The 16464-nt window shown below is 64.4% G+C and carries 15 protein-coding genes; 6 read left to right on the plus strand and 9 right to left on the minus strand.

Annotation, left to right across the window (positions count from 1 at the left end; translation table 11 throughout):
• Window positions 1-15: 15 nt before the first annotated feature.
• The 6 genes from RAD15_RS26245 to RAD15_RS26270 all read right to left on the minus strand — a co-directional run bounded on the left by RAD15_RS26245 (window position 16) and on the right by RAD15_RS26270 (window position 6789).
• On the minus strand, window positions 16-1215 hold the full coding sequence (locus RAD15_RS26245; RefSeq protein WP_458181095.1) for an ABC transporter substrate-binding protein: 1200 nt from the start codon (window positions 1213-1215) through the stop codon (window positions 16-18).
• Window positions 1216-1293: 78 nt separating this feature from the next.
• Window positions 1294-3132 (minus strand): AMP-dependent synthetase/ligase, encoded by a 1839-nt coding sequence (locus RAD15_RS26250; RefSeq protein ID WP_458181096.1) that lies wholly within the window; start codon window positions 3130-3132, stop codon window positions 1294-1296.
• Window positions 3133-3208: 76 nt separating this feature from the next.
• On the minus strand, window positions 3209-3997 hold the full coding sequence (locus tag RAD15_RS26255; RefSeq protein WP_458181097.1) for an ABC transporter ATP-binding protein: 789 nt from the start codon (window positions 3995-3997) through the stop codon (window positions 3209-3211).
• Between the two features lie 4 nt (window positions 3998-4001).
• Entirely contained in the window at window positions 4002-4760 is a 759-nt protein-coding gene (locus RAD15_RS26260) for an ABC transporter ATP-binding protein (RefSeq protein ID WP_197953824.1), read from the minus strand.
• On the minus strand, window positions 4757-5908 hold the full coding sequence (locus RAD15_RS26265) for a branched-chain amino acid ABC transporter permease (protein ID WP_458181098.1): 1152 nt from the start codon (window positions 5906-5908) through the stop codon (window positions 4757-4759). Before RAD15_RS26265 ends, RAD15_RS26260 begins: the two co-directional genes overlap by 4 nt.
• 5 nt (window positions 5909-5913) lie before the next feature.
• Window positions 5914-6789, minus strand: a complete 876-nt coding sequence (locus RAD15_RS26270; protein WP_458181099.1) for a branched-chain amino acid ABC transporter permease — start codon at window positions 6787-6789, stop codon at window positions 5914-5916.
• A gap of 263 nt (window positions 6790-7052) precedes the next feature.
• On the opposite strand from RAD15_RS26270, the gene RAD15_RS26275 reads away from it, so the two are divergent.
• The 5 genes from RAD15_RS26275 to RAD15_RS26295 all read left to right on the plus strand — a co-directional run bounded on the left by RAD15_RS26275 (window position 7053) and on the right by RAD15_RS26295 (window position 12057).
• A complete protein-coding gene (locus RAD15_RS26275; protein ID WP_458181100.1) occupies window positions 7053-7802 on the plus strand; it encodes an ABC transporter ATP-binding protein in 750 nt (249 codons plus the stop codon).
• On the plus strand, window positions 7799-9325 hold the full coding sequence (locus RAD15_RS26280) for a permease (protein WP_458181101.1): 1527 nt from the start codon (window positions 7799-7801) through the stop codon (window positions 9323-9325). The genes RAD15_RS26275 and RAD15_RS26280 overlap by 4 nt, the downstream gene beginning before the upstream one ends.
• A 94-nt stretch (window positions 9326-9419) precedes the next feature.
• Window positions 9420-10235 carry an MBL fold metallo-hydrolase gene (locus RAD15_RS26285; protein WP_458181102.1) on the plus strand — a complete coding sequence of 272 codons (816 nt, stop codon included), beginning with the start codon at window positions 9420-9422 and terminating at the stop codon, window positions 10233-10235.
• Window positions 10236-10300: 65 nt separating this feature from the next.
• Window positions 10301-10822, plus strand: coding sequence for a hypothetical protein (locus RAD15_RS26290; RefSeq protein ID WP_458181103.1), 522 nt, complete (start codon window positions 10301-10303; stop codon window positions 10820-10822).
• A 182-nt stretch (window positions 10823-11004) separates the two neighbouring features.
• A complete protein-coding gene (locus RAD15_RS26295; protein WP_458181104.1) occupies window positions 11005-12057 on the plus strand; it encodes an amidohydrolase family protein in 1053 nt (350 codons plus the stop codon).
• A gap of 71 nt (window positions 12058-12128) precedes the next feature.
• On the opposite strand, the gene RAD15_RS26300 is transcribed toward RAD15_RS26295, so the two are convergent.
• Window positions 12129-12584: a cupin domain-containing protein gene (locus RAD15_RS26300; protein WP_458181105.1), complete on the minus strand. Its 456-nt coding sequence runs from the start codon at window positions 12582-12584 to the stop codon at window positions 12129-12131.
• 236 nt (window positions 12585-12820) lie between these two features.
• On the opposite strand from RAD15_RS26300, the gene RAD15_RS26305 reads away from it, so the two are divergent.
• A complete protein-coding gene (locus RAD15_RS26305) occupies window positions 12821-13384 on the plus strand; it encodes a hypothetical protein (RefSeq protein ID WP_458181106.1) in 564 nt (187 codons plus the stop codon).
• Window positions 13385-13516: 132 nt separating this feature from the next.
• On the opposite strand, the gene RAD15_RS26310 is transcribed toward RAD15_RS26305, so the two are convergent.
• Complete coding sequence (locus RAD15_RS26310) at window positions 13517-14773, minus strand: aminopeptidase (RefSeq protein WP_458181107.1); 1257 nt, start codon at window positions 14771-14773, stop codon at window positions 13517-13519.
• A 113-nt stretch (window positions 14774-14886) separates the two neighbouring features.
• Window positions 14887-16248, minus strand: coding sequence for a 3-carboxy-cis,cis-muconate cycloisomerase (pcaB, locus tag RAD15_RS26315; protein ID WP_458181108.1), 1362 nt, complete (start codon window positions 16246-16248; stop codon window positions 14887-14889).
• Between the last annotated feature and the right edge of the window lie 216 nt (window positions 16249-16464).

Raw genomic sequence — 16464 nt, forward strand, 5'->3', positions numbered from 1 at the left:
AGAGGCGAGGACGCATCAGAACATCAGATTGTCCTTCACCAGCACCCAGCGGCCGTTCTTGACCTGCTGGACCTGGGTGATGGTGGTGGCGAGATGGTTGGCCTTCGAGAACACCGTCGGCGGCGAATTGAAGATGTCCTGGAACTTGTCGCCGGACTCCAGCGCGTCGAGCATCTTCTGGCCAGTCAGATCCTTGCCGGCCTTGCTCGCATAATGCGCGAACGTCATCACTGCGTTGTAGCCAATGATGGCCTGGGTGTTGGCGTCGGCGCCAAACATCTTCTTGTAATTGACGAGCCAGTCCTTCACCTTTCCCTTCGCGGTGTCTTCATAGGGAATTTCGAAGTTCGAAGCGGCATACAAGCCTTCCACCACGTCCTTGCCGAGCGCCGGCACTTCGAGCACGTTGACGGGCGTGGCGCCGAGGAAGGTGACGTCCCATCCGAGCTTCTTCGCTTCACTCATCGTGCCGATCGGCTCACGGAGGACCGCGCCGAGCACGACGAGGTCGCAGCCGTCGGACTTCATCTTGGCGACCTGCGCCGAGAAGTCGGAGGCGCCGCGCTTGTAGCTGGTGACCGAGGCCGGCTGCACCTTCATGGCCGCGAGCTGCTGGTTGAAGCCGTCGAGCACGTTTTTTCCGTACTCGTCGTCCTGGTGCATGATGCAGGGCTTCTTGAAATTCTTCGCCTCGATCATGTATTTGAGCGCTGCGCGCGTGCTCTCGACATAGGGCAGGAGATTGTTGAACTTGAGCCGCTCCTGCGGCTTGGCCGGATCGAACCTGAAGGTGAACTCGGCCGCCGTCAGCGGGAAGAGCTGGAGCACGCCGGCGTCAAGCAGGATGTCCTGCGCGGCGAGCACGGTCGGCGAGCCCATCGGCCCCACCATCGCGAAGATCTTGTCGCGCTCGATCAGCTTCTGCGAAGCCAGCACGGCCTTCTTCGGATCGTAGCCGCTGTCCTCGACGACCAGCCGGATCTTGCGGCCATTGACGCCGCCGGCGGCGTTGACTTCCTCGACCGCCATCTTCATGCCGTTGGAGACCGGGACGCCCCAACCCTTGATCGGACCCGACAGGTCCTGATGGGTGCCTATGACGATCTCGGATGCCGAGATGCCTTCATTGGTGACCTTGGTTTGCGCTGCGGCCGGCAGACAGGTGAGCGCGAGGGCACTCACAGCAAAGCCGAACGCTCTCAACGATCTCGACATTGACGTCTCCTCTCCTTGGGGCCCGTATTGCGCGAAGGGCGGGGGCCACGGCTCCTTCGCTGTTTTCAAACGGATGATTCACGCCACCGCGCGCTCGCGATACATCGCGTCGATCTCGGCGGCGTAGCGCTTGTTCACGAAGCTGCGCTTCAGCTTCATGGTCGGCGTCAGCTCCTCGTCCTCCGGGGTGAGCTGGCGCTCGATCAGGTAAAATCTCTTGACGGTCTCGACGCGGGCAAAATTGCCGTTGACCTGTTCGATCTCGCGCCAGATCAGGTCCTGGATCTCCGTCGCACGGCACAGGCTGGCATAGTTGGTGAAGGGAATGTCGTGGTCCTGGGCGAACTTCTCGACATTTTCCTGATCGATCATGATGAGGCAGGTCAAATACGGCCGCTTGTCGCCGACCACGACGGCGTCCGAAATGTAGGGCGAGAATTTAAGCTGGTTCTCGATCTCGGACGGCGTGATGTTCTTGCCGCCTGAAGTGATGATGATGTCCTTCATCCGGTCGGTGATGCGGACAAAACCCTCATTGTCGATGGCGCCGACGTCGCCGGTGTGCAGCCAGCCACGCGAGTCGATCGCTTCGGCGGTCTTCTCCGGCTGGTTGAGATAGCCCATGAACAGGAAGTCGCCCTTGATCAGGATCTCGCCGTCAGGCGACAGCGCGACTTCGCCCCAGGACACGGCCTTGCCGACAGAGCCGAGCTTGATCCGCTCCGCCGGCATCATGGTGGCGACGCCGCAATTCTCGGTCTGGCCGTAGAGCTCGTGCATGTCGATGCCGAGCGCAAGATACCAGCGGATCAGATCCGGCGCGATCGGCGCTGCGCCCGTGAAGGCGACGCGGCAGCGGTCGAGCCCGATCATGCGGCGGATGTTGCGGAACGCGAGGCGGTAGGCGAGACGGTTGGCGAGGCGCAGCGACAGCGGCGGCGCCCTGCCCTCGATCCGACAATCGACCATGCGGTTGCCGATGTCGATCGCGCGACGGTAGACCCATTGCTGGAGCGGCGTCGCATCCTTCAGCGCGATGGTGATCGCGGAATAGAACTTTTCCCAGATGCGCGGCACCGCGAGGAAGACGGTCGGCTGCACCTCCCGCAGATTGTCCGGCACGGTCTCTGGACTTTCGGCAAAGTTCATCACCGAGCCGAGCGCGACCGAGATGTAATAGCCGCCGATGCGCTCGGCGACATGACAGAGCGGCAGGAAGATCAGCCGGTCTTCGTCCTCCCGCGCCGGAATGAAATCGTTGGCGTGCCGCATCTGGTGGGTGACGCTGCGGTTGGCATGCATCGCGCCCTTGGGCGGGCCCGTCGTGCCCGAGGTGTAGACGAGAACGGCGAGATCGCCGGCACCACGGCTGTCGATCATCTCCTGCCACAGCGGCTCGCGGCCGACCATGTGGTTGCGGCCGAGCGCGCGGAACTCGTCGAGCGACATCACCATGTCGTCGGAGAAGCCGCTAAGGCCCTCCATGTCGAACACGATGATCCTTTGCAAGCTGGGACAGCGCGCGCGACAGGCGAGGATCTTGTCGAGCTGCTCTTCGTCCTCGGCGAAGATCACTCTGGTGCGGGAGTCGTTGACGAGATACTCGACCTGGGACGAGGCGTCGGTCGGATAGATGCCGGAGGACACGCCGCCCGCGCACAGAATGCCCATGTCGGCATGGACCCATTCGGGCACGGCGTTGGCGATGATGGAGGCAACGTCGCCCGGCACGAAGCCGGTCGCATGAAGCGCGTAGGCGATCTCCTTCGAGATCGCGAGCCATTCGCGCCAGCTCGTCGGCTGCCAGATCCCGAATTTCTTCTCGCGGATCGCCGGCCTGTCGCCCCGCGTCTCCGCGGCGCGCAAGAAGCTCCTTGCGATCGTATCAGCGACCGTCAGCACCGCCGGTCGGGCCATGCGCCTCTCCTCCTTGTCGCCTATCTCCTCCGCTGCCTGCCTTGCCGGCGGTCTATGCGCTGGAGGGGTTACCCATCTAACGCCACGTTTTCTTCTTTTTCCAGCGCCGTTCGCCTCGCGCGCCGGCTTCCTTGGCGCCAAGGTAAAACTCCTGGATGTCCTGGGAATGCATCAAGCGGTCGCAGCTGTCGTTCATCACGATACGGCCGATCTCCAGCACGTAGCCGTAATGCGCGGTCTCCAGCGCCACCTTGGCGTTCTGTTCGACCAGCAGGATCGACATGCCCTGCTCCTCGTTGACGCGGCGGATGATCGTGAAAATCTCCTTCACCAGCAGCGGCGACAGGCCGAGCGAGGGCTCGTCGAGCAGCAGCAGCGTCGGCCGGTTCATCAGCGCACGGCCGATGGCGAGCATCTGCTGCTCCCCGCCCGAGAGCTGGCCGGCCGGCTGGTTGATGCGCTCCTTCAGCCGTGGGAAATAGCCGTAGACGCGCTCCAGATCCTCGGCGACGCCGTCGCGGTCCTTGCGCGGATAGGCGCCCATCATCAGGTTCTCGCGCACCGAGAGGAACGGGAACACCTCGCGCCCCTCCGGCACGTGACTTAATCCCAGCCGGACGATCCGGTCGGCCTCCATGCGCTGGATCGGCTTGCCCAAGAATTCGATCGAGCCCTTCTGCGGATCGAGAATGCCGGAGATGGTCTTCAGGACCGTGGTCTTGCCTGCGCCATTGGCCCCCAGCAGCGTGACGATGCGGCCGCGCGGCACTTCCAGCGAGATGCCGCGGATCGCCATGATCGGCCCGTAATAGCTCTCGATGTTGGAGAGCTTCAGGATGATCTCGGGGGTCACTGCGGCATCCATCGCGTCAGGCTCCCAGATAAGCGGCGACGACGTCGGGATGCTGCTGCACTTCGGCCGGCGAGCCCATTGCGAGCACCCTTCCGTAGTTCAGCGCGATGACGCGGTCGGAGACGCGGTTCACCAGCGACATGTCGTGCTCGACCATCAGCACGGTAACGCCGAGTTCGCTCTTCATGTCGCGGATCCAGAACGACATGTCGTCGGTCTCCTCCACGTTCAGGCCGGAGGACGGCTCGTCGAGCAGGATCAGTTTCGGCTCGGAGCACAATGCGCGCGCGAGCTCGATCACCTTGCGCACGCCGTAGGGCAGGCCCGAGATCAGCTTGTCGCGATAGGGCTCGAGGTCGAGGAACTCGATGACCTGCTCGACACGGCGGCGATGCACCTTCTCGTTGGCGCGCACGCTCGGCAGGAACAGCAGCTCCTGCCAGAGCTGCGTGGTGGAGTGGCGGTGACGGCCGACCAGCAGGTTTGACAGCACGGTCGCATTCTCGAACAGCTCGATGTTCTGGAAGGTGCGGGCAATGCCTAGCTTGGCGATGTCGTAGGGCGGCTGCTCCGTGATGTCCTGGTCCTCGAAGAAGATGCGGCCCGAGGTCGGCCGGTAGATCCGCGAGATCAGGTTGAAGATCGAGCTCTTGCCCGCGCCGTTGGGACCGATGATCGAGAGGATCTCGCCCTTCTCCACGGCAAACGAGACCGCATCGACCGCTTTCAGCCCGCCGAAATGCAGAGACAGGTTCTCGGCGCGGAAATAGCTCATCGGTTGCGCTCCGACTTCACGTAGATCTTCTGCCGCTTGAAGGTGGCGCGCTTGTAGAGCGGGAACAGCTGGAAGAAGAGCTTGATCTTCAGCCAGCGGCCGTAGAGCCCGAGCGGCTCGAACAGCACGAACAGCACGATGATGATGCCGTAGATCGCGCCCTTCAGCCCGTTCAGCGAGGCGAAGGCCGCGACCTTCGACTGGATATTGCCCGCGGTCGCCGGGCCCGCCCCGAACGTCGCGGCAACGCCGGCGATGATGCCGGGCATGTCGTCCTTCAGATAGGTCAGGAACGGATCGATCATCACGATGAAGATCGCACCGAGCACCGCGCCGTGCAGGCTGAAGGTGCCGCCGATCAGGATCACGATGATGAACTCGATCGAGAGCTGCAGCGTGAACATCTCCGGCGAGATGAAGGAGAGCTTGTGGGCAAACAGCACCCCGGCAAAGCCGGTGATCGCCGCCGAGATCGCAAAGGACTTGACCTTGTACAGCGCGACGTTGACGCCCATGCTGCGCGCCGCGGTCTCGCTGTCGCGGATCGCGACGAAGGCGCGCCCGGTCGGCGAGCGCAGCAGATTGAGCGTGCCGACGATGGTCAGCACCAGCACGGCAAGGCAGAGGAAATAGAAGGTCGGGCTGTCGCGCGGCACCGTGACGCCGAGCAGCGACAGCGTCTTGACCCGCATGCCCTCATTGCCGTTGGTGACGCTCTCCCAGCGCGCCAGGATCTCCTCGACGATCAGGGCGAAGGAGATGGTGGCGATGACGAGGTAGATGCCAGTCAGGCGCAGGGCGGGAAAGCCGACCATCGCGCCAATGATGCCGGTCAAAGCTCCGGCGGCGAGGAAGTACACCGGGAACGGCACGTTGTACTTCTGCAAATACGCCGCCGTGTAGGCGCCGATCGCGAGAAACGCGGCGTGGCCGAGCGAGGCCTGTCCCGTAAAGCCAGTCAGGATCAGCAGCGCCACGCCGACGGTCGCATAGATGCAGACGAAGACCAGCTGGCTCATCAGATAGCTGGAGAGCACATAAGGCGCGATCAGCAGCAGCGCGAGCAGGATTCCGTAGGAGACGAAATAGCCCGAATGTGGGAACAGCTTGATGTCGTCCTCATAATCGGTCTTGAACAGGAAGCGCATGGCGTTCAGACCTTCTTGCGAACGTGGAGGCCGAACAGGCCTTCAGGCTTCAAGAGCAAGACCGTGAGCAGCACGAGGTAGGGTGCGACGTCCTTCCAGCCCTCGGGCAGGTAGAAGCCGGCCATGCTCTCGATCACGCCGATCAGGACGCCGCCGACGACGGCGCCGGGGATCGAGCCGAAGCCGCCGAGCACGGCGGCCGGAAACGCCTTCAGGCCAAGCACGAGGCCGACATTGGAATGGATGAAGGTGATCGGCGCCAGCAGCACGCCGGCGCAGGTCGCGACCGCCGCGCTGATCGCCCAGACGACCGACACCACGCGCTTGACCGGAATGCCCATGTAGTAGGCCGCGAGCATGTTCTCGGAGCTGGCGCGCATCGCAGTGCCGAGCGTGGTCTTGTTGAAAAAGAGATAGAGCAGCGTGCACAGGATCATCGTCGCCGCGATCACCGAGAGCTTGTCGTAGGCCAGCACCAGCGAGCCGATGCGGAGCACGCCCTGGCTGAACGGCGTCTCGATCTTCAGGTCGTCGGTCCCCCAGATCATCCCGGCGATCGAGCGCAGGAAATAGCCGAGGCCGATGGTGGCCATGATGATGGAGAATTGCGGATAGCCGAGGATCGGCCGCACCACCACGCGCTCGGCCAGCATGCCGAACAGCGCCATCGCCGCCACCGCACCGGCAAAGCCGATCCAGTAGTTCAGGCCCATCATGCCGATAAAGGTGAAGGCGAAGAAGCCGCCCAGCATCATCAGATCGCCCTGGGCGAAATTGACGACCTCGGTGGCCTTGTAGACGAGCACGAAGCCGAGCGCGATCAGGCCGTAGACGCAGCCGAGCGCAACACCGCTGACCAGCTGCTGAACGAAATCCAGCATCGCCGCGCATCCTCCCGACGCAACCGGCGGTTCGTCCTGACCGCCTTGCCGCATCTTGTGTCCAGTCGCTACGCAGCTGTTTCGCTGCGTTAGCGCCATTCGTCCCTTCGCCAATTCAGCCTGAACCGCCAAGCCCTGTCAACAAACGGTGACTTGCCTTTAGTCCAATCCGGATGACGGAATTTGTCGGCCGTAGATTCACGGTGCCGAAACATCTTCAAGTCATGGTCGCGGGCGATGCAAAACCGGATGGTATGGCCGTCATGAAGCCGGACAACTCGGCGCTGGAAGTCCGAGGGTTAACGAAGCGTTTTGACCGTCTGGCGGTCGACAGCCTCGATCTCACCATTCACGCCGGCGAATTCTATGCCCTGGTCGGCCCCAACGGCGCCGGCAAGACCACCACTTTGCGCATGGTTGCGGGCCTGTTGCGGCCCGATGCCGGCGCGGTCTCGATCTTCGGCATCGATGCGCTGGCCAACCCCGTCGCCGCCAAGCAGGTGATGGCGTGGGTCTCCGACGAGCCCATGATCTACGACAAGCTGACCCCGCTCGAATATCTCGAATTCGTCGCCGGGCTCTGGGGAATCGCCCCCTCCGTCTCGGAACCGGTCGCGCAGGACCTGCTCGGCTCGCTCGGGCTCGGGCCGCACCGGCACGAGCGCTGCGAAGGCTTTTCCAAGGGCATGCGCCAGAAGGTCGCTCTCGCCGGCGCGCTGGTGCACGATCCCCGTCTCATCATCCTCGACGAACCGCTCACGGGACTGGACGCCGTCTCCGCCCGCCATGTGAAGGGACTGCTCGGCGAGCGCGTCCGCGCCGGCTGCACCGTCATCATGACCACGCATATCCTCGAGGTGGCCGAGCGCATGGCCGACCGCATCGGCGTGATCGCCTCGGGCCGGCTGGTGGCCGAAGGCACGCTCACCGAGTTGCGCCAGCAGAACGGACATGCCGACACCAGCCTGGAAGATCTCTTCATCGCGCTGGTGACGCTCCAGGCCGCCGCATGAGTTCGGCGACCGCGCTCTCCTGGTTCGCACGCCACGAGCTTCGGCTCGCCTGGCGCGAATGGCTCGCCATGATGACCGGCGGACGGCGCAAGCGACAGCGCGTTGCCGTAATCGGCCTGATCCTCTTTGCAGCCCTCCTGCACCTGCCGGCCTGGGCGGTGATCGGTCGCTTCGCCGATCTGCAGCTTCCGCTCGACAAATCCTCGCTGATCGTCATCACGGCGACGATCTTCCTGGCCTGGACGCTGATGCTGTCGCAGGCGATCGAATCGGTGACGCGGGTGTTCTACGCCCGCGCCGATCTCGACCTGATCATGTCCTCGCCGGCAACGCTGGCCAATCTGTTCTCGGTCCGCATCGCCGCGATCGCGCTGGCGATCACGGTGATGGCGCTGCTGTTCTCGACGCCCTTCATCGACGTGCTGGTGTTCAGCGGCGGTGCGCGATGGCTCACCGCTTTCGGCGTGGTCGTCGCCATGGGCCTGTCGGCCGCGGCGATCGCGATCGCCGTCACCATCCTCCTGTTCCGCCTGATCGGCCCGGCGCGGACGCGCTTCGTCGCCCAGATCCTGGCTGCGATCATCGGCGCGGGCTTCGTGATCGCGCTCCAGGTCGCCGCGATCATGTCCTACGGCACGCTGTCGCGCTTCACCATCCTGACGTCAGGTACGGTGGCCGCCTACGCTCCCGATGTCGACAGCATCTGGTGGTGGCCGGCGCGGGCAACCATGGGCGACAGCGAGGCGCTGTTGCTGCTTCTGGCGTTGGCGCTGGTGCTGCTTGGAAGCGTCATGGCGATCTTCTCGGGGCGGTTTGCCGACACCGCGATCGATGCCGCCGCCCATGGCCAGTCCGGACGCGGAAGCGCCAAGGAGCGTCCGTTCCGCGGCGGATCGCGCCAGCAGGCCCTGCGCCGCAAGGAATTCGTGCTGCTCTGGCGCGATCCCTGGCTGATCTCGCAGACGCTGATGCAGCTGCTCTATCTGGTGCCGCCGGCGCTGCTGCTCTGGCGCAATTTTGCCGACAGCTCCGCGGCGCTGACATTGATCACGCCCGTCATCGTCATGGCGGCGGGACAGCTCGCCGGCGGGCTCGCCTGGCTGACGATTTCGGGCGAGGATGCACCCGACCTGGTCACGACCGCGCCGCTGACGCCATCCAGCGTCATCCGCGCCAAGATCGAGGTGGTGCTGATCGCGATCGCCGCCATCTTCTGCCCGCTGGTCGCCGCACTCGCCTTTAACTCGCCATTCCAGGCCGCGGTCAGCGGCGGAGCGGTCATCATCAGCGCGGCCTCCGCGACCGCGATCCAATTCTGGTTCCGCGTGCAGGCCCGGCGCAGCCAATTCCGCCGACGCCAGACCTCCTCGCGGCTTGCGACCTTCGCCGAGGCCTTCTCCTCGATCGGCTGGGCCGCGACCGCCGCGCTGCTGCTTGCTCTGCCCGTCGCCGGCCTTATCAGCGGCCTGATCACAGCGAGCATCATTGCCGTCACCTGGAAGTTCAGCCCGCGGCGGGAGTAACGGGGGCGACACTGACGCGCTGTTGATCTCGGCCTATTGGCCACCCGCTGCATTGCACGCTAGACTTCCCGTGGGCGTCATCGGGGACGGATTCATGTGGCGAATAGTTTCGGCGGCTCTGGCGCTGTTCGGCGCAGTCCTCTCACCCGCCCTCGCCCAGCAGCCACCTCAGCGCAGCGAGTGCCTGGCGATGGCGAACGCGGCGCCCCGCGCGATGCCGGTCGCGTTCCGGCAGGTCGCCGGCTCGGCCGAAGTCCAGATCACCTATGCCGGCCATTCCACCTACTTCATCGACACGCCCGGTGGCTTGCGCATCGCCACCGACTATAGCGGCGCCTATCAGGTCGGACGGCTGCCCGACGTCGTCACAATGAACCGGGCGCACAGCACGCACTATTCTTTGTATCCCGACAAGCGCATTCCCCATGTGCTGCATGGCTGGGGCGAGGACGGCAAGCCCGCCATTGTATCGGAGCGAATTGGCGACGCGTTCATCCGCAACGTCACGACCGACATCCGCCGCTATTTCGGCGAAGATGCCGGCACCGACATGATCCGCGACGGCAACTCGATCTTCATCTTCGAGGTCGCCGGCCTCTGCATCGGCCATCTCGGCCATCTCCACCACAAGCTCGACGACAGCCATTTCGCCCAGATCGGGCGGCTCGACATCGTGATGGTGCCGATCGACGGCACCTACACCATGTCGCTGGACGGCGTCTCCGAGATCACCAAGCGCCTGCGCGCCTCGGTGGTGCTGCCGATGCACCGCTTCGCCACCCCGCTCGACGATTTCATGCGGCGCATCGGCCAGCAGTTCGAGATCGACCACCGCATCGAGCGCTCATTCCGGATGTCGCGGGACGCGCTGCCATCGAAGCCGACGGTGATCATCCTCGACGGGGTCTGACCCGCAATTTTCTCCAAGCCGCCTATCGGCCGGTCGTGCTCGTCTCTTCGCAACGGGAGATCGACATGACAGACCTTGTCAGACTTTTGCACGCGGATGGGCCGAACCCCGAGCACGCCGCGGCGCTGCAGCTTTACGGTCGCTTCGTCGGCGACTGGGATGCCGAGATCACCGCCCATGGAGCCGATGGAACGAAACATGACGCGACCGGCGAAATCCACTTCGGCTGGATTCTGGAGGGACGCGCCGTCCAGGACGTCTGGATCATCCCTCGCCCGGCGGGCCGGCCTGCCTTCCCGGTCGCCGGCAACTGGTATGGCACGACGCTGCGCGTCTACGATCCGACCATCGGTGCGTGGCGGATTTCCTGGTTCGATCCCGCGCGCTGTGTGTTCCGCCAGCAGATCGGCTGTCCGCGCGGCGAGGACATCGTGCAGGAAGGCGCGACCGACGCCGGCGACCTGACGCGCTGGAGCTTTACGGAGATTACCGACGATTCCTTCCATTGGCTCGGCGAGGTCAAGCCGGCCGTGGCGCCTGACTGGCGGCTGGTGGTCGATGTGAAAGCGAGACGTCGCAAGGCTTAGGTCAAATGGATCTTGATTGAATCGATCGGGCGGCAAACTCGCTGCAACCTCCCCCGCAAGCGGGAGAGGGAGCGCACCTCTTCCGCCGCTGCTATGGTGCTCTGAACAACGCGCGCTGCTGTGCGTGAGAGTGAGGTGTTAGGCTCCCACGATAACGAAGGACAGAGAGGGAGCGAACGCCGATGGCTGCAAGCGGTCTGCCCGCCAACACGAGCGGGCTATTCGTCGAGCCGCGCGAGGACTGGCTCGCGCTGCATCAGGAGGAGATCATCGATCCCTCGCGGCCGATCGTCGATCCCCATCACCATCTCTGGAATCGCGGACACCGCTACCTGATCGAGGAGATGGCGGCCGACATCGCCTCCGGCCACAACATCATCGCCACGGTCTATGTCGACTGCCGCTCGATGTATCGCGCGCACGGGCCCGAGGCCTTCCGGCCCGTTGGCGAAGTCGAGTTCGCCAACGGCGTCGCCGCGATGAGCGCGAGCGGTGCTTACGGCAAGGCCGCGATCTGCGCCGGCATCGTCAGCCACGCCAATCTGCTGCTCGGCGACGCGGCCAAGCCGGTGCTGGAAGCCGAGATCTCGGCCGGCAATGGCCGCTTCCGCGGCATCAGGCATTCCTCGGCCTGGGACGAAGATCCTGCCGTCGCCGGCATGTATGCGAACAGGCCGAGGGGCCTTTTGCAGGACCCGACATTCCGCAAGGGCTTTGCCTGCCTGGCACCGCTGAACCTCAGCTTCGATGCCTGGCTGTTCCATCCGCAGATCGGCGAGCTGACCGAGCTGGCGCGCGCCTTCCCCGACACCAGGATCGTGCTCGACCATTGCGGCGGCCCGGCCGGAATCGGCCGCTTTGCCGGGCGGCGCGAAGAGGTGTTGCCGCAGTGGCGCGCCTCGATCCAGGAGATCGCGAAATGCGAGAACGTGGTGGTGAAGCTCGGCGGGCTCGCAATGTGCCTGCTCGGCTACGACTTTCACTTGCGGCAGAGGCCGCCCTCGTCCGAGGAGCTTGCCGCGGCCTGGCGGCCTTATGTCGAGACCTGCATCGAGGCGTTCGGCGTGAGGCGCGCGATGTTCGAGAGCAATTTCCCGCCGGACAAGGGCCAGTGCAGCTACCAGGTGATCTTCAACGCCTTCAAGCGTATCGCCGCATCTCTGAGCGAAGCCGAGAAGACGGCGCTGTTCTCGCAGACCGCGACCGAATTCTACCGGCTCGATTTGCCGTCATGACGCGAAGAGGGGCCGGGATGTTGGCCCCGGCCCCTCTTCCGTCGTGGTCGCTGGGAAGCGTCCTTGAAAGGTTAACCGGCGCCCATCAGCGAGGCCGGACGGCGCTCGCCGGTGGAGGCGAATATCTTCTTGAGCTTGTTGACGACGCGGATCAGGAAACCGATCATCACGGGATTGGTCTTGCGGCAGAACGCGATCTTCTTGACGTGGCCTTCGACGTGCCATTTGGCATGCGCGCCGTCGCGGAAGAAAATGACGTCGCCGGGGCCGTAGCGCTTCGGCGGCATGCCGTCGCTTTCGAGCACGATCGACCCTTCCATGATCATGATCGTCTCGTCGATATCGTAGTACCAGTTGAAGCGCCCTTCGGTGCAGGCCCAGATGATGGTCGAGGCGGTGCCGTCGGCACTGGTGGACAGGATGTGCGAGCGCGATACCGGATTGCCCTCGATGATCCAGGACGGCTCGATCGGCCGCAGTTCGAGATCCACATTGCAACTACCGACTTCAATCAATGCGCGCGACATCTGTTTCCTCAAGGGGATAAAATAGGTTTGGCCGGGTTGGGCCCGGATTGTTTCCAATGATGTCGTAACGCTAGTGACCGGCTTTTAATTCTTCCTTACGCAGGCCTCGACAATCAGCCGTAAGTTGCAGCTGCGAAGCGGCTAACGCGGGGATTTTCCTGCAAATTCGTGCACATGAACCCAACTTTTCCGGGGTGCGACAAAATGCGCGAAGCTACCTGAAAGGAGCCATGCCGATGCCCGTCACGCCCGAGGTCCTGACAGCCAACAGCGAGGTCGTGGCCTGGCTCGGCAGCCTCGATGTCTCCTTCGGCCCGGACGAGGAACCCTGGTTCACCATCGACGGCGTCGAAAGCCCCAGGCAGGTCGGCAGCGACAGCTCCGGCGGCGCGTTCGTGCTGCTGCCGTCACGGAATGTGCTCTACGTGTCATGCGAGGGCCGGGCCGGAATCATCGCGCAGAGTTTCCAGGCATTCGTCCAGCTCGTCGTCGCCCGCCCCTACTGGCTCGACATCCTCAAATTTTCCGCCGGCGGTGACCTCACGGAGATGCGGCGCGCGGCGGATGCGCTTGAAGCGACACTCGACGACGAGGACGACGTCAACGAGGCCAGGGAGGAAATCCGCAGCGCGCTCGACTTGCCGGAGGCAGGTGATCCTCTCGTCGCGCTCTACGAAGCGGTCGCGGCTTCCGACGCCATCGTGCGGGCCACCGAGGCAGCCCATTCACGACGCTGTTCAACCGCTTCAGCGTCGACAACAACCCGATGCTGCGCAACGCGGCGGCGTAGTCGCGCGTGATACCAGCGCTTTGACTCGAGCCTTCCATGATCCTCATGGCCGGGCATAGCCGTCCGAAGGACGGCGTCGCTTCCGCTCGCCTATGTCCCGGCCATGCCCGGGACAAGCCCGGGCATGACGGATAGAGGGAGCCTACTTCGCCCACTCGCCCTTGCGGAACACCGGCACCTTGCTGCCGTCGGCCAAAATGCCGTCGATGTCGGTTTCGGCCGAGCCGATCATCCAGTCGATATGGATCAGGCTCTGGTTGCCGCCTTGCGCGGCGATCTGCTGCGGCGTGAGCTGGGCGCCGTTGACGAAGCACTTCGAATAGCACTGGCCGAGCGCGATGTGCGAGGCCGCGTTCTCGTCGAACAGCGTGTTGTAGAACAGCAGCCCGCTTTGCGAGATCGGCGAGGAATGCGGCACCAGCGCGACTTCGCCGAGCCGGCGCGCGCCTTCGTCGGTGTCGAGCACCTTGTTCAGCACTTCCGCGCCGCGCGAGGCCTTTGCGTCCACGATCTTGCCGTCCTCGAAGCGCACCGCGATGTTGTCGATCAGCGTGCCCTGATAGGACAGCGGCTTCGAGCTCACGACGTGGCCGTAGACGCGCCGGCAATGCGGCGTGGTGAAGACCTCTTCGGTCGGGATGTTGGCGTTGCAGCTGATGCCGTTTTTCGACAGCGAGGCGCCGCCCTCCCATTCATGGCCGTCGGCGAGCCCGATGGTGAGGTCGATGCCCGGCCCCGAATATTGCAGCGCGCGGAAGCGCTGGCCGTTGAGCCAGTTGGTGCGCTCGCGCAGCACCGCATTGTGGCTCGCCCAGTTGCCCATCGCATCCTCGCGGTCGACACGCGACGCCGCGAAGATCGCATCGGCGAGCTTGCCGATCGCGACGTCTTCCGGATCGTTCGGAAACACCTGCTTCGCCCAGGACGGGCTCGGATAGGCGATGATGTTCCAGTTGGTGTCGAAATTGACGATCTTTTCCAGCGCCGGCTGATAGGCCATCGAATTGGCCTTGCTGGCGCGCGCGACCTTGGACGGATCTTCGCCCGACAGCAGCATCGGATTGTCGCCCACGATGGCGAGCCGCGCGGTGTTGTCCGAGAACGCCTTGGCCATGCCCTCGTAGAGCCAGCCGGCGGCACGATCGAAACTGTCGTCATGGCCGTGGCGGTAGCGCGCCAGCGTCATCTCCTCGTCCGACAGGATCGGCGTCACGATGCCGGCGCCGGCCTTGTAGGCATGCACGGCGATCCGCCGCACCAGCGGCAGCGCAATCGCAGGCGCCGTCAAGAGCAGATCCTGTCCCGGCCGCAAGCCCAGGCCCACCTTCACCGCCACCTCGGCCAGCCGGTCGAGTTTCGTGGGATCGATGGGAGTGGAGGTGATGCGTTGATCGGTCATGCCGGGCCCTCTGCCGAAAGTCTATCGTTCAATCTAAGTCTAGCATCGCGAGACACAAGTGTGCGAGCGCCTTGCGACACATGAAAGATACGCAGTTTCACGCATTTTGGTTTTCAACGCGTTGCCGATTTCAGCACCCGGTCGACCATGGCGGGAGCAAGGCCGAGGTAATTTTTCGGTGAGGTGAGCGCCTCGATCGTGGTGCGGTCGATCCGGCTCGCGATCCTGGGATCGGCGGACAGCGCATCGGCAAGGCTCGTTCCCTTCTCGTTGGCCTGGCGGCAGGCGTCATAGACCACGTCATGCGCCTCCTGGCGCCCGATCTGCGGCGCGAGCCCCATCATGACCGCTTCGGCCACAATCAGGCCGCGGCTGATGGCGAGATTGTCGTTCATCTTCGCCTCGTCCACGATGAGGCCGGCGAGCGCGAACTTCGCCTGGTGCAGCGCGCCGGCGGTGAGCACGAAGCTTTCGGGGATCGCCATCCATTCGGCGTGCCAGGGACCGGTGGCGCGCTCGAAATCCTGCACCATGGCATCCAGCATCAGCCCGGCGTGCTGGCGCACCGCCTTGGACGCCGCAAGCATCAGTTCCGACGAGATCGGGTTGCGCTTCTGCGGCATGGTCGAGGAGGCGCCGCGGCCCTTGACGAAGGGCTCGTAGACCTCGGCGAACTCGGTCGAGGCCATGATCATGATGTCGAGCGCGATCTTGCCGAGCGAGCCGGTGACGAGCGCGAGGAAGTTCACGGCCTCGGCAAAGCCGTCGCGCGCGACATGCCAGGTCGAGGCGGGAACGCCGAGCTTCAGCTCGGCGCAGAGCGCCTCCTGCACCTCAAAACCCTTGTCGCCGAGCGAGGCCAGCGTGCCGGCGGCGCCGGCGAACTGTCCGACCAGGACGCGCGGCTTCAATTGCTCGAGACGCTCGGCGTGGCGGTCGAACATCGCGAGCCAGATCGCGGTCTTGTAGCCGAAGGTCACCGGCAGCGCCTGCTGGAGGTGGGTGCGGCCCGCCATTGGCGTGTCGCGATGGCGCTTCGACAGGACGGCGAGGATCTTGCGCAGCTCGGCGATGTCCCGCTCGACGATCTCGAGCGCGGCGCGCAGTTGCAGGACCACGGCGGTGTCCATGATGTCCTGCGTGGTCGCGCCCCAATGCACATAACGGCCGGCCTCGCCGCATTGCTTCACCATCTGGTGCACCAGAGGGAGGATCGGATAGCCGACGATGTCGGTCTCCTGCCGCAGCAAATCGAAATCGAGCGCGGCGACGTCGGTCCGCGCCGTGATCTGGTCGGCGGCTTCCCGCGGGATCACGCCGCATGTCGCCTCCGCCTTCGCCAGCGCCACCTCGACCTCGGCATAGCGGCCGACCGTCGCGACGTCGGAAAATACCCCGCGCATCTCGGGCGTGCCGAAGGCATCGCGAAACAGCATGGAGTCGAGCACGGTGGTGGAGGCGGAAATGGCGGGCATGGCGTTTCTTCGTGGCTGGTGTCTTGTATGGGTGGCAGCTTACGCAGCTTCCTTGACGGAGCAATCAGCATTCATCGTTCGTCACACGTTCGACGGCTTCGCCACCGCGTCGCACCGTCACAGTGAGGTGCGAGGCGCACGATGCGACGCAGCGGGCGCGGAGCCTCGAAGGATGAGCGGCCGAGGGTGCAGCCGGGCCGTCCATCTTTCGAGGCC

The sequence above is a fragment of the Bradyrhizobium sp. 14AA genome, from assembly GCF_054185205.1.

Excerpts from the sequence above, each read along its gene's own strand:
- RAD15_RS26245 (WP_458181095.1), bottom strand. The coding sequence starts at position 1,215 with ATGTCGAGATCGTTGAGAGCGTTCGGCTTTGCTGTGAGTGCCCTCGCG.
- RAD15_RS26250 (WP_458181096.1), bottom strand. The coding sequence starts at position 3,132 with ATGGCCCGACCGGCGGTGCTGACGGTCGCTGATACGATCGCAAGGAGC.
- RAD15_RS26255 (WP_458181097.1), bottom strand. The coding sequence starts at position 3,997 with ATGGATGCCGCAGTGACCCCCGAGATCATCCTGAAGCTCTCCAACATC.
- RAD15_RS26260 (WP_197953824.1), bottom strand. The coding sequence starts at position 4,760 with ATGAGCTATTTCCGCGCCGAGAACCTGTCTCTGCATTTCGGCGGGCTG.
- RAD15_RS26265 (WP_458181098.1), bottom strand. The coding sequence starts at position 5,908 with ATGCGCTTCCTGTTCAAGACCGATTATGAGGACGACATCAAGCTGTTC.
- RAD15_RS26270 (WP_458181099.1), bottom strand. The coding sequence starts at position 6,789 with ATGCTGGATTTCGTTCAGCAGCTGGTCAGCGGTGTTGCGCTCGGCTGC.
- RAD15_RS26275 (WP_458181100.1), top strand. The coding sequence starts at position 7,053 with ATGAAGCCGGACAACTCGGCGCTGGAAGTCCGAGGGTTAACGAAGCGT.
- RAD15_RS26280 (WP_458181101.1), top strand. The coding sequence starts at position 7,799 with ATGAGTTCGGCGACCGCGCTCTCCTGGTTCGCACGCCACGAGCTTCGG.
- RAD15_RS26285 (WP_458181102.1), top strand. The coding sequence starts at position 9,420 with ATGTGGCGAATAGTTTCGGCGGCTCTGGCGCTGTTCGGCGCAGTCCTC.
- RAD15_RS26290 (WP_458181103.1), top strand. The coding sequence starts at position 10,301 with ATGACAGACCTTGTCAGACTTTTGCACGCGGATGGGCCGAACCCCGAG.
- RAD15_RS26295 (WP_458181104.1), top strand. The coding sequence starts at position 11,005 with ATGGCTGCAAGCGGTCTGCCCGCCAACACGAGCGGGCTATTCGTCGAG.
- RAD15_RS26300 (WP_458181105.1), bottom strand. The coding sequence starts at position 12,584 with ATGTCGCGCGCATTGATTGAAGTCGGTAGTTGCAATGTGGATCTCGAA.
- RAD15_RS26305 (WP_458181106.1), top strand. The coding sequence starts at position 12,821 with ATGCCCGTCACGCCCGAGGTCCTGACAGCCAACAGCGAGGTCGTGGCC.
- RAD15_RS26310 (WP_458181107.1), bottom strand. The coding sequence starts at position 14,773 with ATGACCGATCAACGCATCACCTCCACTCCCATCGATCCCACGAAACTC.
- pcaB (WP_458181108.1), bottom strand. The coding sequence starts at position 16,248 with ATGCCCGCCATTTCCGCCTCCACCACCGTGCTCGACTCCATGCTGTTT.